Raw genomic sequence first — 18,773 nt, 5'->3', positions numbered from 1 at the left:
GATGATGATGGCGGGCGCTGCCCTGGCCGGTTTTGCGACGGTCGCCTCCGCCGCGCCGGAAGCGGGCAAGCCGCCGATCACCGAACAGACCGCGCGCTCGGGTGGTCCGGTAACGCCCGACCAGGCGAAGCTGACGCTCGATACCGTCGACCTGGCGATCGAGGTGTTTCCCGACCGCGAGCAGATTGCGGGCATCGCCACGCTGCGTTTCGTCGCCAAGGGGCCAGTCGACCGCATTCCGATCGACCTCGACAAGAACCTGCCGGTCAGCGCGATCAGCCTCGACGGGCGACCGCTGCCGCCGGCCGCGTGGAACAATCCCGATGGACGCCTGATCGTCACGCCGCCGCGCCGCATCGCCACCGGCACCGCTTTCGCGGTCCGCATCACCTACGGCGGCACGCCGCATGTCGCCGTGCGCGCGCCATGGGACGGCGGCTTCGTTTGGTCGAAGACGAAGGACGGCCGGCCGTGGATCGCGACCGCCATCCAGGGCACCGGCTGCGACCTGTTCTGGCCATGCATCGATTCGCCGACGTTCGAACCGAAGCGGATGGACCTGCACATCACCGTGCCCAAGGGGCTGAAGGCGCCGTCCAACGGGGTGCTGAAATCGGTCGATACCTTGCCCGATGGTCGCACGACCTGGCACTGGTCGACGCGCAATCCGAACACCTATGCGATCGCGCTGAACGTCGGGCCCTACGAAGAGATGAAGGGCAGTTACAAGAGCCGCTTCGGCAACACGATTCCGATGTACTATTGGTATCTGCCGGGCGAGGAGGCTCAGGCAAAGGGGCTGTTCGCCGAATTTGCCCCGACGCTCGACTTCTTCGAAAGCGTGATCGGCCCCTTCCCCTTTGGCGACGAGAAGGTGGGCGTGGTCGAGACGCCGCATCTGGGCATGGAGCACCAGACGATCAACGCGTACGGCAATGGCTACAAGAAGGCACCCGAGGGGTTCGACTGGCTGTTCCAGCATGAATTCAGTCACGAATGGTTCGCAAACCAGCTGACCGCGGCCGACTGGGACGATTTCTGGATGCACGAAAGCTACGGCGCCTACATGCAGCCGCTCTATGGCAAGTGGCGCGAAGGCGATGCCCGTTATCTGACGATGCTGATGAAGCAGCGCGAAACGATCGCGAACCGCATGCCGATCGTGTCGGGCAAGTCGATGGTGTCGGACGACGTCTACAATGACGCCAAGGGTCCGGGCGGCGACATCTACGTCAAGGGCTCGTGGATGCTCCACACGCTGCGCGGCCTGGTCGGGGACGCCGCCTTCTTCGACATCACACGCCGCGCGGTGTACGGCCGCCCCGATCCCCGCCCGGGCAATTTCGCGCCGCGGTTCAGTTCCGCGAAGGAATATCGCCAGATCGTCAATCAGGTGACCGGTGCCGACTATGGCTGGTTCTTCGACGTCTATCTCGACGAGGCCGCCCTGCCCGACCTGGTCGAAACGCGCGAGGGCAGCCGGCTGACGCTCCAGTGGAAGACGCCGAAGAACAAGCCCTTCCCCATGCCGATCGAGGTCGAGGTCGACGGCAAGGTCACGCGCCTGGCGATGACCGGCGGCCGCGATACGCTGACCGTTCCGGAAACGGCGCATGTCGTGATCGACCCGATGGCCCGCGTGCTGCGCCGTTCTGCAGCGATCGAGGCGGTGCAGGCCCAAGCGTCCGCGGCGCGGAAGAGATGAGTCGCGAGGCGAACTGGACCGGCCGCGCTGTCGAAATGGCTGCCGTGTTTATGATCGGCGACGGCCTGCTCGGACTGCTGCAGCCGCAGCGGCACGTTGAACTGTGGGAGGAGAACGCAGCCGGCACAGAGATGCTCGTCGCTCCGTTTCGTGGAAAGCCCGGACATCGGCGGCTCTACGGGGCGCTTCAGGTAGCGATGGGGTTGGCCTTGGCAGCATCGGCAAAGAAGAAGTAGGTTTTGCAGAGAAGGCGCGAAGGCGCAAAGAGAAGATATCCCAGCAACTGCAAGGCGCTTACATAAAGGCCAAATGCCTTTTTTGACCGCTTCGCGGTCTTTGGGCTTTTCTTCTTCGCGCCTTTCGCCTTCTCTGAACCCATTCCTCTTCTACCCGACCACCGTTCCCGGCGACGGCACGTCGATATCCGGGGTCGGCGGTGACACCTCTGGCGGAGGCGTGGTCGGCTGCGCGGGCGTGCCCGGCATCGGCGGAGTTTCCGGCTGCGGCGTGCCCGGCCCCGGCTGACCCGGCATCGGCGGCGGCGGGGCTTCGGGCGGGGGGGCGTCGGGTGAGGGAATAGGCGGTTCGACCGGCATCGACTTGATCTCCTTTACCGCCCTCCAACGCCTGCACATCGCGGCGGTTGCGCCAGGCAGACGCTTTGCTATAGAGCCCGCCGCAACCGGCGGCTCCAACCGCCGCGCGGGCGTGGCGGAATTGGTAGACGCGCTGGTTTTAGGTACCAGTATCGCAAGATGTGGGGGTTCGAGTCCCTTCGCCCGCACCAGCTATCCATTCTCACGCGACACGCGCGGGAGGTGGGTCGCCGTTAACGGATTCCTCTTTTTAGTTCAGAAAGCCAAGCCGCAACCATGCAGACCGTCGAGACGCTGAACGAAGGCCTCAAGCGCGCCTTTACGCTTACCATCACCGCCAAGGACATCGACAGCAAGGTCGACGCCGAGGTGAAGCGTATGGCCCCGCAGATCCGCATGCCCGGCTTCCGCCCCGGCAAGGTTCCGGCGAACCTGATCCGCAAGATGCATGGCGAGGCGATTGCCGCCGATGCGCTGAATTCGGCGATCCAGTCGGGTATCCAGCAGCTGATGGCCGAAAAGGCGCTGCGCCCCGCGATGCAGCCGTCGGTCCGCCTGGAGGACGATTATGCCCCGGGCAAGGATGCGGTCGTCACGGTCGAGCTGGAAGTGCTTCCCGACGTCCCCGCCCCCTCGATCGACGGCCTGAAGCTGGAGCGTCTTACCGTACAGCCGGACGAAGCGCAGCTCGACGCGCGCATCGCCGAACTGGCGCAGGGTGCGAAGTCGTATGACGACGCCGCCGAAGGCCACGCCGCGCAGACCGGCGACCTGGTCGTGATGGACTTCGTCGGCAAGACCGCCGACGGCGTCGCCTTCGACGGCGGCACCGGCACCGACATGTCGGTCGAAATCGGCTCGGGCCGCCTGATCCCGGGCTTCGAGGACCAGCTGGTCGGGGTGAAGAAGGGCGACGAGAAGCAGATCTCGGTCACCTTCCCCGAGGACTACGGCGCCGCCAATTTGGCGGGCCAGCCGGCGACCTTCGACCTGACGATCAAGGACGTCCGCGTTGCCGGCGAAACCAAGATCGACGACAGCCTCGCCAAGAATCTGGGTCTCGAGAGCCTGGAACAGCTGCGCGGTATCCTGAAGGGCCAGGCGGAGCAGGAGCTGAACGGCCTGACCCGCACCCACATGAAGCGCAAGCTGCTCGACCAGCTCGCCGCCGGCCACGACTTCGCCGTGCCGCCGTCGATGGTCGAGGCCGAATTCGACCAGATCTGGCACCAGCTGCAGCACGAAGCCGAGCATGAGGCCGATGTCGACGCCGCCAAGGCCGAGCTGGAAGCCGAAAAGGACGATTACCGCAAGATCGCCGAGCGTCGCGTGCGCCTGGGCCTGCTGCTGAGCGAAATCGGCCAGGCGAACGGCGTGGAAGTCAGCCAGAACGAGATGAACCAGCTGATCATGGCGGCTGCGCAGCAGTATGCGCCCGATCAGCGCGAGCGCTTCGTTCAGTACGTCCGCCAGGAGCCGATGGCCGCTGCCCAGCTGCGCGCGCCCCTCTATGAGGACAAGGTCGTCGACTTCCTGTTCGACAAGGCCGAAATCACCGATCGCGAAGTGACCCGCGAAGAGCTGGAAGCCGCGATCGAGAGCGAAGACGGCTTCGACACCGGCACGCACACCCACGATCACGACAAGCCGGTCGCCCGCAAGTCGAAGAAGGCTGCGGCCGACACGACCGGGGACAAGCCGGCGGCTGCCAAGAAGGCGCCGGCCAAGAAGAAGGCGGCCGAGGCCGAAACGCCTGCGGCTGCCGGCGACGAGCTGGTCGAAGCCGAACCGGTGAAGAAGGCCGCCACCAAGAAGGCGCCGGCGAAGAAGGCCGCCGCCGAGCCGGCCGCGGAAGGCGAAGACGTCGCTGCGGCCGTGAAGCCGAAGAAGGCGCCGGCGAAGAAGAAGGCCGAGGCGTAAGCCTTTTCCCTCTCCCTGAGGAAGAGGGTTGCGCAGACTTGGGTCGGCGAAAGCCGGCCCTAGTCGTAGCTGGGTGAGGGTGTCCCGCTCTCAATAGCGCGATCGGCCTCATCCAAGCTTCGCTAACCAGCGAGCTGGTAAGCTACGCTATCCTTCTCCCTCCGGAGAAGGTTTTGGGGGCCGAATGCCACGCATTGCCGTCCTGCTGCCATGCTACAACGAAGAGGCCGCGATCGCGCAGACGATCGCCGGCTTTCGCGACGTCCTTCCAGACGCCACCATCTACGTCTACGACAACAACAGCCGTGACCGGACGGCCGATGTTGCGCGCGCCGCTGGTGCCGTCGTCCGGACCGAACGCATGCAGGGCAAGGGCCATGTCGTCCGCCGCATGTTCGCCGATGTCGATGCCGACATCTACGTCATGGCCGATGGCGACCTGACCTATGACCCCGCCTCCGCCCCCGCGATGGTCGAGCGGCTGATCGAGGACGGCCTCGACATGATCGTCGGCACCCGCGTGCACGAGGCTGCCGAAGCCTATCGCCGCGGCCATGTGCTCGGCAATCGCGCGATGACCGGGCTGCTCGCCTCGCTGTTCGGGCGCAGCTTCACCGACATCTTCTCGGGCTACCGCGTCTTCTCGCGCCGGTTCGTGAAGAGTTTCCCCGCCTTGTCGGGCGGGTTCGAGATCGAGACCGAAATATCGGTCCACGCTCTCGAACTGAAGATGCCCGTCGGCGAGGTCGAAACCCGGTATCTCGCGCGGATCGAGGGCTCGGCGTCGAAGCTCAACACCTACCGCGACGGCGCGCGCATCGCCCGCACCATCGCGACGCTGTATCGCATCGAGCGCCCGCTGTGGTTCTTCAGCGCGATCGCCGGGGTGCTGGCGCTGGCGGCGATCCTGCTGACCATCCCGCTGGCCGTCACCTACGTCCAGACCGGCCTCGTCCCCCGCTTTCCGACAGCCATTCTGGCAACGGGGCTGATGATCGTCGCGGTGCTTAACCTGTTCGCAGGGCTTATCCTGGACACCGTCGTGCGCGGACGACGCGAGATGAAACGGCTGGCGTATCTGGCGATCCCGGGACCGCAAGCCTGACCCCTTGCGCCCTCCCGCCCGAACGCCGATGTAGGCGCGGTCAATCCAAGAGCGGGAACATCATGCACGACCCTATGAGCGTCATTCAGAACGCCCTCGTCCCCATCGTCATCGAACAGTCGAGCCGCGGCGAGCGCAGCTTCGACATCTATTCGCGCCTGCTGCGTGAACGCATCATCTTCGTCGTGGGGCCGGTCGAGGATCACATGGCCTCGCTCATTACCGCCCAGCTGCTCTTCCTCGAGTCCGAGAACCCGAAGAAGGACATCTGGATGTACATCAATTCGCCGGGCGGCGTGGTGACCGCCGGCATGGCGATCCACGACACGATGCAGTATATCCGACCCAAGGTCGGCACCGTCTGCATCGGTCAGGCGGCGTCGATGGGCAGCTTCCTGCTCGCCGCCGGTGAGCCGGGGATGCGCGTCGCGCTGACCAATGCCCGCATCATGATCCACCAGCCCTCGGGCGGTGCGCAGGGCATGGCGTCGGACATCGAGATCCAGGCCAAGGAAATCCTGCGCATCAAGCGCCGGATGAACGACCTGTACGTCAAGTACACCGGCAAGAGCCTGGAAGAGATCGAGCGCGCGATGGACCGCGACACGTTCCTGGAAGCCGACGAAGCCAAGGCGTTCGGCCTGGTCGACGAGGTATTCGACAAGCGTCCGGGCGTGCCGGATGGCGAAGGTTCGGCTTCGGCTTAACCTGTTTTGCGTAAGGGTCCGGTATTTGGGTTTGCCGGACCCGGCCTGCCGTGTAGGATGGCAGGCCATTTTCAAGCGCGGGTCCCCTGCCGCGCGACGAGGTGATTGAATGACGAAATTGAGCGGTGGCGACTCCAAGAGCACCCTCTACTGCTCGTTCTGCGGCAAGTCGCAGCACGAGGTGCGCAAGCTGATCGCCGGCCCGACCGTGTTCATCTGCGATGAATGCGTCGAGCTGTGCAATGACATCATCCGCGAAGAGACGAAGAGCGCGCTCGTCAGCAAGAAGGACGGCGGCGTCCCCACGCCGCAGGAAATCTGCGACGTGCTCGACGATTACGTGATCGGCCAGCGCCGCGCGAAGCGCGTGCTGTCGGTCGCGGTGCACAACCATTACAAGCGCCTCAACCACGGGGCGAAGGGTGCCGAGGTCGAACTCGCCAAGTCGAACATCCTGCTCGTCGGCCCGACCGGCTGCGGCAAGACGTTGCTGGCCCAGACGCTGGCGCGCATCCTCGACGTGCCATTCACCATGGCCGATGCGACGACGCTGACCGAAGCCGGCTACGTCGGCGAGGATGTCGAGAACATCATCCTGAAGCTGCTGCAGGCGAGCGACTACAACGTCGAGCGGGCGCAGCGCGGCATCGTCTACATCGACGAGATCGACAAGATCAGCCGCAAGGCGGAAAATCCGTCGATCACCCGCGACGTGTCGGGCGAAGGCGTGCAGCAGGCGCTGCTCAAGATGATGGAAGGCACGGTCGCCAGCGTTCCGCCGCAGGGCGGGCGCAAGCATCCGCAGCAGGAATTCCTGCAGGTGGACACGACCAACATCCTCTTCATCTGCGGCGGCGCGTTCGCTGGGCTCGAAAAGATCATCGGCGACCGCCTGCAGGGCAAGTCGATCGGCTTCGGTGCGCATGTCGCCGGGCCCGACGAGCGCAAGACCGGCGAAGCGCTGAAGTCGGTCGAGCCCGAGGATCTGCTGAAGTTCGGCCTGATCCCCGAATTCGTCGGCCGTCTGCCGGTCATCGCAACGCTGGAGGACCTCGACACCGCGGCGCTGATCAAGATCCTGACCGAGCCGAAGAACGCTCTGGTCAAACAGTATCAGAAGCTGTTCGAGATGGAGGACGTGAAGCTCGGCTTCAACGACGAGGCGCTGACGACGATCGCCAAGAAGGCGATCGACCGCAAGACCGGCGCGCGTGGCCTCCGCTCGATCCTGGAGGGCATTCTGCTCGATACCATGTTCGACCTGCCCAGCATGGACGGCGTCGACGAAGTGATGATCGACAAGGACGTCGTCGGCGGCTCGAAGGAGCCGGTGCGCGTCTATGCCAAGAAGGAAAAGGAAAAGGCCGGCGACGCCGCCTGATCCGGATTTTCCGAACGAAACAGAACAGGCGTCGATCGGGTGATCGGCGCCCGTTTTGTTTGTGTGCCCTCGCACTCACGTCCGCTTTTTGCGTGCTCCCGCGCAGGCGGGAGCCCAGAGCCACGGGGTGCTGTCCTACGTATCCCTCGGCTCCCGCCTGCGCGGGAGCACGGTCAGCTTATGGCGCGTCGCTCGTGCTCCGGCGAAGGCCGGAGCGGTGGCGATCGCAAGCTTACGCCGTCCAACGCCCCGGCCTTCGCCGGAGCACAGCTTAGGCAGTCGCCCGCTTCCGCCCCAATTCCACTGCCGCCAGCACCGCCGCGACACCCAGCAACGCCAAGTCGATCGCCCAGACCGCCGGCAACCCCAGCGGCGTCAGCGTGAAGTGCACCAGCGCCGTCACCGCAATCATCGCCGCCAGTACCAGCCGTAGCGCCCGCGCATCCGCCAGCTTCGGCACGACCATGCCAGCAACGATCAGCGCCGCGAGGCCGCACCAGAACACCGGCACCAGCGGCATTTCCGCTCCGCTGACGCCGCGCAGCCACAGCGTCGCGACGATCAGCACCGGAGTGCCCCAGACGACCATCGTCCAGAACCCCTCGAGCCGAGGGCTCGGCAGGCCGCGGCGACGGCGCTTTTGAAGCCACAGCGACATGCCCGTCGCGGTGACAACGCACAGCGCGAGGCCAAAGGCGATATAGGCGAGCTCGACCGCCAACCCGCCAAAGTTGCCGAAATGCAGGTTGTACAGCGATGCCGCCGTCTGTCGGCCAAGTGGCCCATCGGACAGTCCCAGGCGGTCCTGATACTGGCCGGCGGCATTGAAATGATAGGCCTCGCCATAGATCAGCCGGCGGTCGTGCGCAGCGAGCAGCTGGATATTCTGCCCGCGCGTGCCGGGATCGTGGATCGTGACATATGTCGGCGTCACGTCCGGATACGCCGCCGCCATATACGCCAGCGGCGCGGCGACGTTCGGCAGCGGCGCGGGGCGTTTGTCGACCGGGTGTTCGGCGCCGAAGATCGGGGCATAGGCCGCCAGCGTATCGCCGCCGTGGTAGCGCTTGCCGAGCAGGTCGGCGCCGACCGACGACAGGCCGATGATCGCGCCCGTCATGGCGAGCGCCAGCACGAACGGCAATGTCCATACGCCCAGCCGATTGTGCCAGTCGGCGTGGGCAAGCTGGCGGTTGCCGCGCGGGCGCAGGCGAAAGGCGTCGCGGAGGATACGCGGATGCGCGACGACGCCGGTAATTGCCAGCGCTGCCAGCATGACACCCAGCGCGCCGACCAGAATGATCCCGATCGTCATCGGCAGGTGGAGATAGGTGTGTAGATTGACCAGGAACTCGGTCCAGGCGTGCGCCTCTGGCCCTGCCGCCCGTCCGTCCGAATCGACGTAGATCGCACCGTGATCGCTCGTGACGACCGTCCGCGGCAGTCCTGCCGTCGGCATCTTCACATAGAGGTGGGTGCTCGCAGGCTTCCCCGCCCTGGCATCCATCCCCGCCTTGGTCGCCACCGCAGCCTGGACAGCGGCGGGGGCGATCCCCGGCGTTTCGACGACGGTCGGCTGCTCCCAACGCTGCCAGCGTTCGTGGATGACGACCAGCATGCCCGACAGCGCGATCAGATACAGCAGCCCGCCGGCCAGCAAGCCCAGCGCGGCGTGCCCGCCCAGCGCGCGCTGGACCAGCGTCTGTTCGGGCACGACGATCGGATCATGCTTCATAGCGGCCACCATAGCAGCAACCCGATCGCGGCACAGGCCACGGGCGGGAGGATCATCCGGGCCGGGCCAGGCTGGATCAACTGCACGCTCGCGAGGATCGTCCAGGCAACGGGCGCGGCGACGAAGGCGACGGCGGTGCGATCCGCGGCATGCCAGCCGAGCCGCGCCGCGGCACCTTCCGCCCCCATCGCGAAAACATAGGCAGCCGCGACACCGACCGGCACCACAAGGAGGAACACAAGCAAGCGCCGCCCCACGCCCAGCGCGCGATGCGGCAGGGTTACGCTGGCCGGCTGTCGCTGTGGCGGCGTGCGGGTCGGGGACGTGCGCAATGCCTCGCGCGCCAACAAACCGAACGCGGCAAGCATCGCGGCGGTCATGCCGACTGCGATGCCCCAGGCGCCGTCGCCGACCGCCAGGATCAGCATGGCCGCGACGACCGCCGCCCAGCCTGCCAGCGCGACCACCCGCTTCCCGCCCCAACCGTGACGGACCAGCAGGATGCCGGCGATCGCCAGCGTTAGCGCGGCGAGCAGGACCATCAGAACTTCAGGCCCACTGTCACGGTCGCGGTGCGCGGCGCGCCATAGAAGCCCTGCGCCCAGAACAGGCTGGTCAGATATTTGGCGTTTGTGATGTTCCGCACGTTCGCCGTCACTGCGACAGTGTCGGTCAGGTCATAGCGCGCCATCGCATCGACCAGGGCGTAGGCGCCCTGCGTCGTCTTCGTGACCACCGGCGTACCCGCCAGCGTCGTTCCTTCCTGGTCCCGCACGATCCGGCTCTGGTACTGAAGCGCGGCACCCAGCTTCAGCGCGGGCAAAGCGACCGGACTGTACACGGCATTGAGCCGGCCGGTGTTGCGCGGCACATAGGTACGCACCGGATCGCCCGCCGGATTGCGGACCCGCAACGCGGTGTAGCCCGCGGTCAGCTGGAGCCCCGGAGCGAGCTGCCCGCCGACATCGAATTCGATACCCTCTGCAGTCGCATCGATGCCACGATAGCGCTGACGTCCGGCAATGAAATCCGTTGCTTCCGCCGTGTTGTTCTGCCGTGCCTTGAAGATCGCGCCGCTGGCGTTCAGGCGACCGCCGAACCATTCGCCCTTGACGCCCGCCTCGATATTCTCGCCCTCGATCGGGTCGAGCGTACGGCCGGCCACGTCGATCTCGCGCTGCGGATTGAAGATCGTCGCATAGCTGGCATAGGCGTTGACGTTAGGGCTCAGCGCATAAGTGACGCCCGCATAGGGCAGGACGCGCGTGCGGGCGAAGACGTTGGGCACGCCATAGCTGTCCCCTTGCGCCGTTGCGCGGGTGACGTTGCCGCCCAGCATGATCTTCAGCGCGTCGGCCGGGTTCAGCCGGACGAGCCCGTACACGCTCTCCCGCTTGTTATTGGTGTCCGCGCTCAGGTCGAACGGACCGAACGACGGCTTGGGAAAACGGCCTTCGAAGGCCGTGTTTCCGGGCAGCGAGATACCGGTGCCAGCCGGATAGCTGGAAAACTGCTTCTGCGCCGACACACCGCGGTTCACGCCGAACACCACATCATGCTGGCGCCCGAACAACATGACCGGGCCGGAGGCATAGGCGTCGATCGTCAGCTCGCGCGTCGGGCCGTTGAAGGCGCCGACGTAGGAGAACAGGCCCAGCCCCGTCGCGCGATCGGGCGTGCCGTAGACGTAGAACAGTTCATCGTCCTCGTCGACCGCGCGCCGCATGACGCTCAGCTTCGCAGTCCAGCCGCCACCAAGATTATGCGTCAGATCGCCGAAGATCTGCTGGTCAAGCACGTTCCACCGCGTCCATTCGGCCGAAGTGCTGGTCGATCGATCGTAGTTGGTCGGCGAGCCATCGGTATAGAATAGTGGCAGTGCGCCCCAGAGGCCGCCGCGAGTACGATGATCCTGCCGCTGGTAGCCGACCGCGATCACCGTGTTGGGTCCGATATCGGCTTCGGTGATACCGTACAGGATCGAACGCTTACCCTGATAGCGGTCCAGATAGCTGTCGGTATCCAGATACGCCCCGACAACCCGCGCACGAACACTGCCGCTGGCGGTCAGCGGAACGGTGAGGTCGCCGTCGATCCGCTTCTGGTCGAACGATCCGTAAAGCGCCGTCAGGCTGCCCGCGAACTCGGTACCCGGGCGCTTGCGAACGAAGTTGATCGTCGCCGACGGGTTGCCGGTCGACGACAGCAGGCCGTTGGCGCCGCGCAGCACCTCCACCCGGTCATAGGTTGCCGTGTCGAGCGCGCCGTTCTGCACGTTGAAGGCGAATGGCAGACCGATTCCATCGAGCTGGAAGTTGGTAATCTCGAATCCGCGGGCCGAATAATATGTCCGGTCGCTCTCGACCGACTGGACGTTCACGCCCGTCGTCGTCTGCAACAGCGTGTTGACGTCGGTCAGGCGAAAATCGTCGATCTGGGTGCGCGTGACGACGCTGACCGATTGCGGCGTGTCCTTCTGGCTCAGACCCAGTCGGGTTGCTGTTCGGCTGACGGCGGTGCCGTAGCTGCCGGTGCCCTCGCTTGCTTCATCACGTGATCCCGTGACGACCACCTCGCCGCGGCCCTGCTGCGGATCCGTATCCGAGGCGGGCGCCGGGTCGTTGGCACCCGTCAGTGCGAGGAGCAGAAGCAAACCAGGGGTCATGTGATTCTCATGTGTCGTCCGTATCGACGGCCGACTAGCCGAGCTCGCCTGCTAATGCAACGGATTCTCAATAGCGTGGTGATTGGTCGGAAACGTTGCTATCTCGCAACCGTTCGGTCGATGGGACATTGGTCAAACAGGGAGACATTCGCGTGAACGACGCCGACCAGATCGACGCCATCCCACCGCCGTCGACGAAGCGAGCCCTGTTACTGCGCGGCCTGTTGCCGCTGTGGACGCTGGCCTTCCCCGTGTTGGGCCTCGTCGCCATCGCGATCGGGCTGGTGACGTTCGGAACCGTCGGCACCATCGCTGCCGCACTCATCCTGATCGGAGCGGTGCTGGCAGCGGTGCATCATGCCGAAGTCGTCGCACACCGCGTGGGCGAGCCGTTCGGCACGCTGGTGCTCGCCATCGCCGTGACCGTGATCGAGGTTTCGCTGATCGTCAGCCTGATGCTGTCCGACGCCGGCGACGCGTCCGCCTTGGCGCGCGACACGGTCTTCGCGGCGATCATGATCATCCTCAATTTCATCGTCGGCGTCTGTCTGCTGGCCGGTGGGCTGCGGCACGGCGAACAGCGGTTCACCCTGCGGGGCGTCAGCACGGCGCTGTGCGTGTTGACGGCCATGGTGGTGCTCACGCTCGTTCTGCCCAATTACACGTCCAGCGCGCCGGGGCCCGCCTATGCCCCGTCGCAACTGCTGTTCGTCGCCGGCGTGTCGCTGGTCCTGTACCTCACCTTCGTTCTCGTCCAGACCGTCCGCCACCGCGACTATTTCCTGCCCGGTCAGGACATGCCGAAGGACGCGCACGCCGAACCGCCATCGAGGGCGACCGCATGGACCGCATTCGCCGCGTTGCTGGTGTCGCTCGTCGGCGTGGTGCTGCTGGCGAAGGGCCTGTCGGCGACGGTCGAGCGCGCCGTGCTCGACGCCGGCCTGCCGCTGGCGGTCGTCGGTGTCATCATCGCCGCTCTCGTCCTCGCGCCCGAAAGCCTCGCTGCCTACCGTGCGGCACGGCGCAACCGGCTGCAGACGAGCCTGAACCTCGCGCTCGGCTCCGCATTGGCGACGATCGGCCTGACGATCCCGTCGGTCGCGATCGTCTCGCTGCTGCTCGACCTGCCGCTCGCGCTCGGCCTGGGATCGAAAGGGATCACGTTGCTGATCCTTTCGCTCTTCACCATCACCCTGTCGCTCGGCACCGGCCGCACGACGATCGCGGGCGGCGTGGTCCATCTGATGATCTTCGCGGTCTATCTCTTCACGACCATCGTTCCCTGACGCGGAACCCGATCGCCGACGCGGCGCGTTGTTTGCGGCCAAGGAGATGGAATGATGACCGACACCGATCGAACCGACACCGACGACCGCAGCGACATCGAGCAGGCGGTCGACGCCCGCCGTGATGCGTTGGCCCGCGGCGAAGGCGGCTCCGAGGCCGATGCGCAGATGGGCGAAGGCGGCGCCGACGGCGTAGTCAAGAACCAGGACCGCGACCTGGGCCAATAGGATTACCGCAGGGCGGGCACCTCCGCCCGCCCTGCCCGTCTTTCCGCTTTTATGGTCCCTGCGTCAGATCGATGATCCGATCGCGGTCATAGCGCAGGACGCCCGGCATTTCCGGAATCCGCGTGATGGTCACGCCGAAATAATTCGGCAGCTTGCCTGCCGGACGGAAGCGCGCCCGTACGATCTTTTGCGCGGCGAGGCGCGGGTCGAGCGGCATGTCCGCGTCCGGCGCGACGAAATAGCGATGTCCGGCCAAGGTCGCGGGATAGGCGCTGTCGCCGCTCGGCGGCTTGGTCGAGGTCGTCGTGTCGACCAGCCCCAGATCGGTGATGACGCCCGGCGCGACATCAAACTGGACGCTGCCCATGCAGAAACACGACCCGGCCATCGCATTGCCCATCAGACCCAGAAAGCCATAGACGCGGTAGGTGCCGGGGGTCAGTTCGTGGAGGTACGTCGATCCGCCGACCTTGGCGAAGCGGTTGACCGGGCCGATGGCGACTGCCGCCAGCTGATTGAACGGCGTAAACAGAAAATTCGCCTCGGTCGGCTCGACCGGCCGGTCGCCGAGCGAGGCGGTCGACGTCCGCGCCGCCTTGGCCGCCGCCAGATCGCGCTCGTAACTGGCGAGCTTCTTGCGATATTTCTCCTGCGCCTTGGCCAGCGCGTCGGCGCGCATTCTGTCATAGGCCGCCTGGTCCTCTGCGGTCGGCACCTTCATCAGGTACAGCGGCGTCTGCGCTTCGCTGCGCATCAGGACATAGGCCTTGACCGGGTCGAGCGTGACGGCCGGCTTGTCCTTGACCGCAGCACTTTCGACGAAGACCGGGTCCTTGTCCTTCGCCGCCGCAGGCAGAGCGACCGCCGTCAGCGCGGCGCAGAGGGCGATCGTCCTCACAGGCCCAGCACCTTGCCAGGGAGGGCGCCCGACGAAGCGACCAGGGCCTGATGGCGCAGATACCCCAGCCGCTTTTCCTCGCTCACGCCCGACAGTCCTTCCTCGAAATTGAACTTTTCCCACACCCCCTTGGGCAGACCGTAGCGATCATACCCCTTGAAGTTCATGCAGGTCCGCATGTTGACCCGGCGCAGGCGACGCTTCTCGCCCGATCCGAAGATCGCGGCGGCCATCACATTGCCGACCGCACCACCCAGCGCCCCGGCCATCGTTCCCGCATAGGGATAGGGCGTCTGCATATAGCTCATCCCGCTCTGCAGCCCGCGCGCATAGCCATCGCATTCGACGATATCGGCGAACGCCGTCGCGTAATCGGTGCCGGCGCGGTGGAAGGCGTAATATTTGTCGAAGTCCGCCGCTTCGGTCCCGTCCGACGTAAACGCCAGCTCCGGCATGGGCACCTGTGTGGGATCCCCCGCCTCTGTCGTCCCGAATGGCGATGCGCTGAGCGACACCGCGCCTGCCGCGCCTGCCCCGCCTGCCGTCTGCTGCGCCACCACCGGCGCGGAAACCACCGACGCCAGCACGACCGCCAGCGCGGCTCGACCCGCTTTCGAACGCATAACCCGCACTCTTATTCTTTTGCCCGGGCCGGGCGTATCATGGCCCCTGCGTCAAGCAAAGCCGGGTCTGCTCACACTCGGGCGGCGTCAGTCGACATGCTCGATCCCGTCGCCCACGATCGCCACCCAATCCTGGCGGTGCCGTTCGAAGATCGACGCGTTCGGACGCGGCAGGTCGCCGTCGAAGGCACCGATCGGCACGGCGACGACATCGCCCCTGCCCTCGTTGCGATAATAGACCGTCGCGCCGCAGTCGGGGCACCAGTGATACCAGGCGCGTCGACCGCTATCGGCGATTCGTTCCCAGACGCGTGAGTCGCCGTCGATCGTCACCAGAAAAGCCGGGAACCGGGCCTGCGCCGAAAACGGTCCGCCGGTACGGCGCTGACAGTCGCGACAATGGCACACGGAAACGCGTACCGGATCGCCGCGGCACGTTGCGGTCAGTTGCCCGCAACGACACCGGGCGATGCGGATCGCGTCAGCCGGCAAGCGCCTTCCTCAGCAGTTCGTTGACGACGCCCGGATTGGCCTTGCCGCCCATCGCCTTCATCGTCTGGCCGACGAAGAAGCCGAACAAGGCTTCCTTGCCGCCGCGATATTGTTCGAGCTGATTGGGGTTCTTGGCCAGCACTTCGGCGATGACCGTCTCGATCGCGCCGGTGTCGCTGGTCTGCTTCAGCCCGCGGTCCTCGACGATCTTTGCAGGGTCGTCGCCGGTTTCCAGCATCACCTCGAAAACCTGCTTGGCGAGGCTGCCCGACAGCGTACCGTCCGCGACCAGCGCGAGCAATTCGGCTGCCTGCTTCGGCGATACCGGCGACTGGGTGATGTCCTTGCCCAGCCGATTGAGCGCACCGAAGAGCTCGGACGCCACCCAGTTGGAGGCCTGCTTGCCATCGGCACCGGCTTCCAGCAGCGCGTCGAACCAGCGGGCGGTCTCGACCTCGGCAGTCAGCACGCCCGCGTTGTACGACGTGACGCCCAGCGCTTCGTAGCGCGCCCGCTTGGCGTCGGGCAGCTCGGGCAGGCTTGCGCGGCATTCCTCGAGGAACGCGTCGTCGAGTTCGAGCGGCAGCAGATCGGGATCGGGGAAGTAGCGGTAATCATGCGCGTCTTCCTTCGACCGCATCGACCGCGTCGTATTCTTGTCGGGATCGTACAGGCGCGTTTCCTGAACGATCGTTCCGCCGCTCTCCAGCACCTCGACCTGACGCAACGCTTCCTGCTCGACGACCGCCATGACGAAACGGACCGAATTGACGTTCTTCGTTTCCGTCCGCGTGCCGAACTCGTCGCCGGGCCTGCGGACCGAGACGTTGACGTCGGCGCGCATCGACCCCTGGTCCATGTTGCCGTCGCACGAGCCGACATAGCGCAGGATCGAGCGCAGCTTGGACAAATACGCCCCTGCTTCGGCCGGCGAGCGCATGTCCGGGCGGCTGACGATCTCCATCAGCGCGACGCCCGATCGGTTGAGGTCGACATAGGACATGGTCGGATGCTGATCATGCATCAGCTTGCCCGCGTCCTGCTCGACGTGGATGCGCTCGACGCCGATCGTCTTGGTCGCGCCGTCGACCTCGACCTCCAGATGCCCCTCGCCCACCAGCGGGTGGTACAGCTGGCTGATCTGGTAGCCCTGCGGCAGATCGGCGTAGAAGTAGTTCTTCCGGTCGAACCGCGACCATTTATTAATCTGCGCATCGATCGCCATGCCGGTGCGCACCGCCTGGCGGATGCACTCGCGGTTCGGCACCGGCAGCATCCCCGGCATCGCCGCATCGACCAGGCTGACCTGCGTATTCGGCTCCGCCCCGAACGCGGTCGGCGCACCCGAGAACAGCTTGGCGTTGGACGTGACCTGGGCGTGGACCTCTAGGCCGATCACGACCTCCCACTCGCCGGTCTGGCCCTGGATGCGATAGGTGGACTCAGTCATTTCGTTCGGCCTCGCTTGTGCCGTTTTAGTCGTGGCTTGCGCTTAGGTTTCGTCGGAACAAACCCCTTGGCACGCCGCTTGAAGATCGAGCGGATCATTTCCACGACGCCCTCTCCGATCACTTCGAAGATCAAGCGCCCCAGAAATTCACCCATCTACCACCATTGCTCCGCCCGGGCGACGAAGCCCGCGCGCTGTTCGAGCGCCAGACCGGCGTTGAGCACGCCCTGCTCGTCGAGCGGCTTGCCGATGATCTGCAGACCGAGCGGCAGCCCGCCCTTGTCGAGCCCACCCGGCACGCTCATCGCCGGAAGCCCCGCGAGGCTCGACGGCACGGTGAACACGTCGTTGAGGTACATCGCCAGCGGATCGGCCGACTTTTCGCCCAGCGCGAACGCCGACGACGGCGCGGTCGGCGTGAGCAGCAGGTCGCACGTCTCCCACGCATTCTCGAAGTCGCGCGCGATGAGGGTGCGGACCTTCGAGGCCTGCGTGAAATAGGCGTCGTAGAAGCCCGCCGACAGCACATAGGTGCCGATCAGGATACGACGCTTCACTTCGTCGCCGAAGCCCGCTGCGCGGGTCGCCGCATACATCGCCTGGAGGTTCGCGCCTTCCGGCAGGTCACGCAGGCCGTAGCGCACGCCGTCATAGCGCGCGAGGTTGGATGACGCTTCCGCCGGCGCGATGATGTAATAGGCGGGCAGCGCATATTTGGTGTGCGGCAGCGAGACTTCGACAACCTCGGCGCCGGCGTCCTTGGCCCATTCGATGCCCTGCGCCCACAGCGCCTCGATCTCCTCGGGCATGCCGTCGACGCGGTACTCCCTGGGAATACCGATACGCTTGCCGGCGAGGCTCGGGTTCAGCCCCTTTTCCCACTGCGGCACGTCGAGCTTCAGCGAGGTCGCGTCCTTCGCATCGAAGCCCGCCATCGCCTCCAGCATGATCGCGCAATCGGTGACGTCTCGCGCCATCGGCCCGGCCTGATCCAGCGACGAAGCAAAGGCGACGACGCCCCAGCGCGAGCAGCGGCCATAGGTGGGCTTGATGCCCGAAATTCCGGTGAAGGCGGCCGGCTGACGGATCGAACCGCCAGTGTCGGTGCCGGTCGCCGCCGGGCACAGCCGCGCGGCGATCGCCGACGACGATCCGCCCGACGATCCGCCCGGTGCCAGCGGGGCGTTGCCGCCGTCGTTGCGCCGCCACGGCGAGAGCACGTTGCCGAAATAGGACGTCTCGTTCGACGATCCCATCGCGAACTGGTCGAGGTTCAGCTTGCCGAGCATGCCCGCGCCCGCATCCCACAGCTTCTGCGAGACGGTCGATTCATACTCGGGCACGAAGCCTTCGAGCATGTGGCTGGCCGCGGTCGTCTGCACGCCCTTCGTGCAGAACAAGTCCTTCATGCCGATCGGCACGCCGGCCAGGGCTTTAAGCTCCTCGCCCGCCGCCTTCGCGCGATCCGCCTCGCGGGCCGCGGCCAAAGCGTGCTCGGGGGTTTCGACGATGAAGGCGTTCAGTTCCTTCGCCGCAGCGACGCGCGCAGTGAAGGCTTCGGCGACGTCTACCGCCGAGAAGCTGCCATCGCGGACGCCGTCGCGGATCTCGCGGACGCCAAGGTCGGTTAGGTCGGCCATTATTCGATCACCTTCGGCACGCCGAAGAAGCCGTGTTCGGCCGCGGGTGCATTCGCCAGCACCTTGTCACGAACGCCGCCGTCGGTGACGACGTCGTCGCGCAGGCGCAGATGGTTGGGGATGACGGCCGTCATCGGCGCAGCGGACGAGGTATCGACCTCGCCCAGCTGCTCGATCCAGCCGAGGATGTTGTTGAGCTCCGGTACCATCCGCTCCGCATCGTCATCGGTAATGGCGATACGGGCCAGGCTGGCGACCTTCTTTACGGTTGCGGCGTCTACGGACATGAACGTGCGGCTAGCACCGCGACTTGTCGCAGCGCAAGGCACTGGCACACATGAT

Annotated in this window: 18 protein-coding genes and 1 tRNA gene; 8 read left to right on the top strand and 11 right to left on the bottom strand. The window is 65.8% G+C overall.

Annotated elements, in window-relative coordinates; genetic code table 11:
* Position 1: 1 nt before the first annotated feature.
* A complete protein-coding gene (locus JW805_06145; protein ID MBN2971596.1) occupies positions 2-1,705 on the top strand; it encodes a M1 family metallopeptidase in 1,704 nt (567 codons plus the stop codon).
* A gap of 187 nt (positions 1,706-1,892) precedes the next feature.
* On the opposite strand, the gene JW805_06140 is transcribed toward JW805_06145, so the two are convergent.
* Entirely contained in the window at positions 1,893-2,084 is a 192-nt protein-coding gene (locus tag JW805_06140; GenBank protein ID MBN2971595.1) for a hypothetical protein, read from the bottom strand.
* 7 nt (positions 2,085-2,091) lie between these two features.
* A complete protein-coding gene (locus tag JW805_06135; GenBank protein ID MBN2971594.1) occupies positions 2,092-2,301 on the bottom strand; it encodes a hypothetical protein in 210 nt (69 codons plus the stop codon).
* A gap of 106 nt (positions 2,302-2,407) precedes the next feature.
* Here JW805_06135 and JW805_06130 point away from each other — a divergent pair.
* From JW805_06130 to clpX, 5 genes are all read left to right on the top strand, one after another.
* A tRNA-Leu gene (locus JW805_06130) sits at positions 2,408-2,492 on the top strand.
* Between the two features lie 85 nt (positions 2,493-2,577).
* Entirely contained in the window at positions 2,578-4,221 is a 1,644-nt protein-coding gene (locus tag JW805_06125; protein ID MBN2971593.1) for a trigger factor, read from the top strand.
* A 184-nt stretch (positions 4,222-4,405) separates the two neighbouring features.
* Positions 4,406-5,326: a glycosyltransferase gene (locus JW805_06120; GenBank protein MBN2971592.1), complete on the top strand. Its 921-nt coding sequence runs from the start codon at positions 4,406-4,408 to the stop codon at positions 5,324-5,326.
* A gap of 62 nt (positions 5,327-5,388) precedes the next feature.
* Positions 5,389-6,033 carry an ATP-dependent Clp endopeptidase proteolytic subunit ClpP gene (gene clpP, locus JW805_06115; GenBank protein ID MBN2971591.1) on the top strand — a complete coding sequence of 215 codons (645 nt, stop codon included), beginning with the start codon at positions 5,389-5,391 and terminating at the stop codon, positions 6,031-6,033.
* A 109-nt stretch (positions 6,034-6,142) separates the two neighbouring features.
* Entirely contained in the window at positions 6,143-7,414 is a 1,272-nt protein-coding gene (gene clpX, locus JW805_06110) for an ATP-dependent Clp protease ATP-binding subunit ClpX (protein MBN2971590.1), read from the top strand.
* 271 nt (positions 7,415-7,685) lie between these two features.
* Here clpX and JW805_06105 read toward each other — a convergent pair whose 3' ends face one another.
* From JW805_06105 to JW805_06095, 3 genes are read right to left on the bottom strand one after another with little or no spacing between them, the layout of a single operon-like run.
* The gene (locus JW805_06105; protein ID MBN2971589.1) at positions 7,686-9,149 is read right to left on the bottom strand and encodes a PepSY domain-containing protein; all 1,464 of its coding nucleotides are present in this window, start codon (positions 9,147-9,149) and stop codon (positions 7,686-7,688) included.
* Positions 9,146-9,691 carry a hypothetical protein gene (locus tag JW805_06100; protein MBN2971588.1) on the bottom strand — a complete coding sequence of 182 codons (546 nt, stop codon included), beginning with the start codon at positions 9,689-9,691 and terminating at the stop codon, positions 9,146-9,148. Before JW805_06100 ends, JW805_06105 begins: the two co-directional genes overlap by 4 nt.
* Positions 9,691-11,814, bottom strand: a complete 2,124-nt coding sequence (locus JW805_06095) for a TonB-dependent siderophore receptor (protein ID MBN2971587.1) — start codon at positions 11,812-11,814, stop codon at positions 9,691-9,693. The genes JW805_06100 and JW805_06095 overlap by 1 nt, the downstream gene beginning before the upstream one ends.
* Before the next feature lie 206 nt (positions 11,815-12,020).
* Here JW805_06095 and JW805_06090 point away from each other — a divergent pair, with 206 nt between their 5' ends.
* Together JW805_06090 and JW805_06085 are read left to right on the top strand one after the other, a co-directional pair.
* Positions 12,021-13,100 carry an ionic transporter y4hA gene (locus JW805_06090; protein MBN2971586.1) on the top strand — a complete coding sequence of 360 codons (1,080 nt, stop codon included), beginning with the start codon at positions 12,021-12,023 and terminating at the stop codon, positions 13,098-13,100.
* A 54-nt stretch (positions 13,101-13,154) separates the two neighbouring features.
* Positions 13,155-13,328, top strand: coding sequence for a hypothetical protein (locus JW805_06085; GenBank protein MBN2971585.1), 174 nt, complete (start codon positions 13,155-13,157; stop codon positions 13,326-13,328).
* 49 nt (positions 13,329-13,377) lie between these two features.
* Here the strand turns inward: JW805_06085 and JW805_06080 are convergent, their stop codons facing one another.
* From JW805_06080 to gatC, 6 genes are all read right to left on the bottom strand, one after another.
* On the bottom strand, positions 13,378-14,226 hold the full coding sequence (locus JW805_06080) for a hypothetical protein (GenBank protein ID MBN2971584.1): 849 nt from the start codon (positions 14,224-14,226) through the stop codon (positions 13,378-13,380).
* Complete coding sequence (locus tag JW805_06075; GenBank protein MBN2971583.1) at positions 14,223-14,849, bottom strand: hypothetical protein; 627 nt, start codon at positions 14,847-14,849, stop codon at positions 14,223-14,225. The genes JW805_06080 and JW805_06075 overlap by 4 nt, the downstream gene beginning before the upstream one ends.
* 87 nt (positions 14,850-14,936) lie before the next feature.
* Entirely contained in the window at positions 14,937-15,341 is a 405-nt protein-coding gene (locus JW805_06070) for a GFA family protein (GenBank protein MBN2971582.1), read from the bottom strand.
* Positions 15,331-16,791 (bottom strand): Asp-tRNA(Asn)/Glu-tRNA(Gln) amidotransferase subunit GatB, encoded by a 1,461-nt coding sequence (gene gatB / locus JW805_06065; protein MBN2971581.1) that lies wholly within the window; start codon positions 16,789-16,791, stop codon positions 15,331-15,333. The genes JW805_06070 and gatB overlap by 11 nt, the downstream gene beginning before the upstream one ends.
* 155 nt (positions 16,792-16,946) lie before the next feature.
* The gene (gene gatA, locus JW805_06060) at positions 16,947-18,431 is read right to left on the bottom strand and encodes an Asp-tRNA(Asn)/Glu-tRNA(Gln) amidotransferase subunit GatA (protein MBN2971580.1); all 1,485 of its coding nucleotides are present in this window, start codon (positions 18,429-18,431) and stop codon (positions 16,947-16,949) included.
* Positions 18,431-18,718, bottom strand: coding sequence for an Asp-tRNA(Asn)/Glu-tRNA(Gln) amidotransferase subunit GatC (gene gatC, locus JW805_06055; protein MBN2971579.1), 288 nt, complete (start codon positions 18,716-18,718; stop codon positions 18,431-18,433). Before gatC ends, gatA begins: the two co-directional genes overlap by 1 nt.
* Positions 18,719-18,773 lie beyond the last annotated feature (55 nt).

Origin of the sequence: Roseomonas aeriglobus (assembly GCA_016937575.1) — a bacterium.
Taxonomy (GTDB): domain Bacteria; phylum Pseudomonadota; class Alphaproteobacteria; order Sphingomonadales; family Sphingomonadaceae; genus Sphingomonas; species Sphingomonas aerigloba.
Note: the sequence above shows the minus strand (reverse complement) of the source record. Positions and strands in the feature narration are given on the sequence as shown.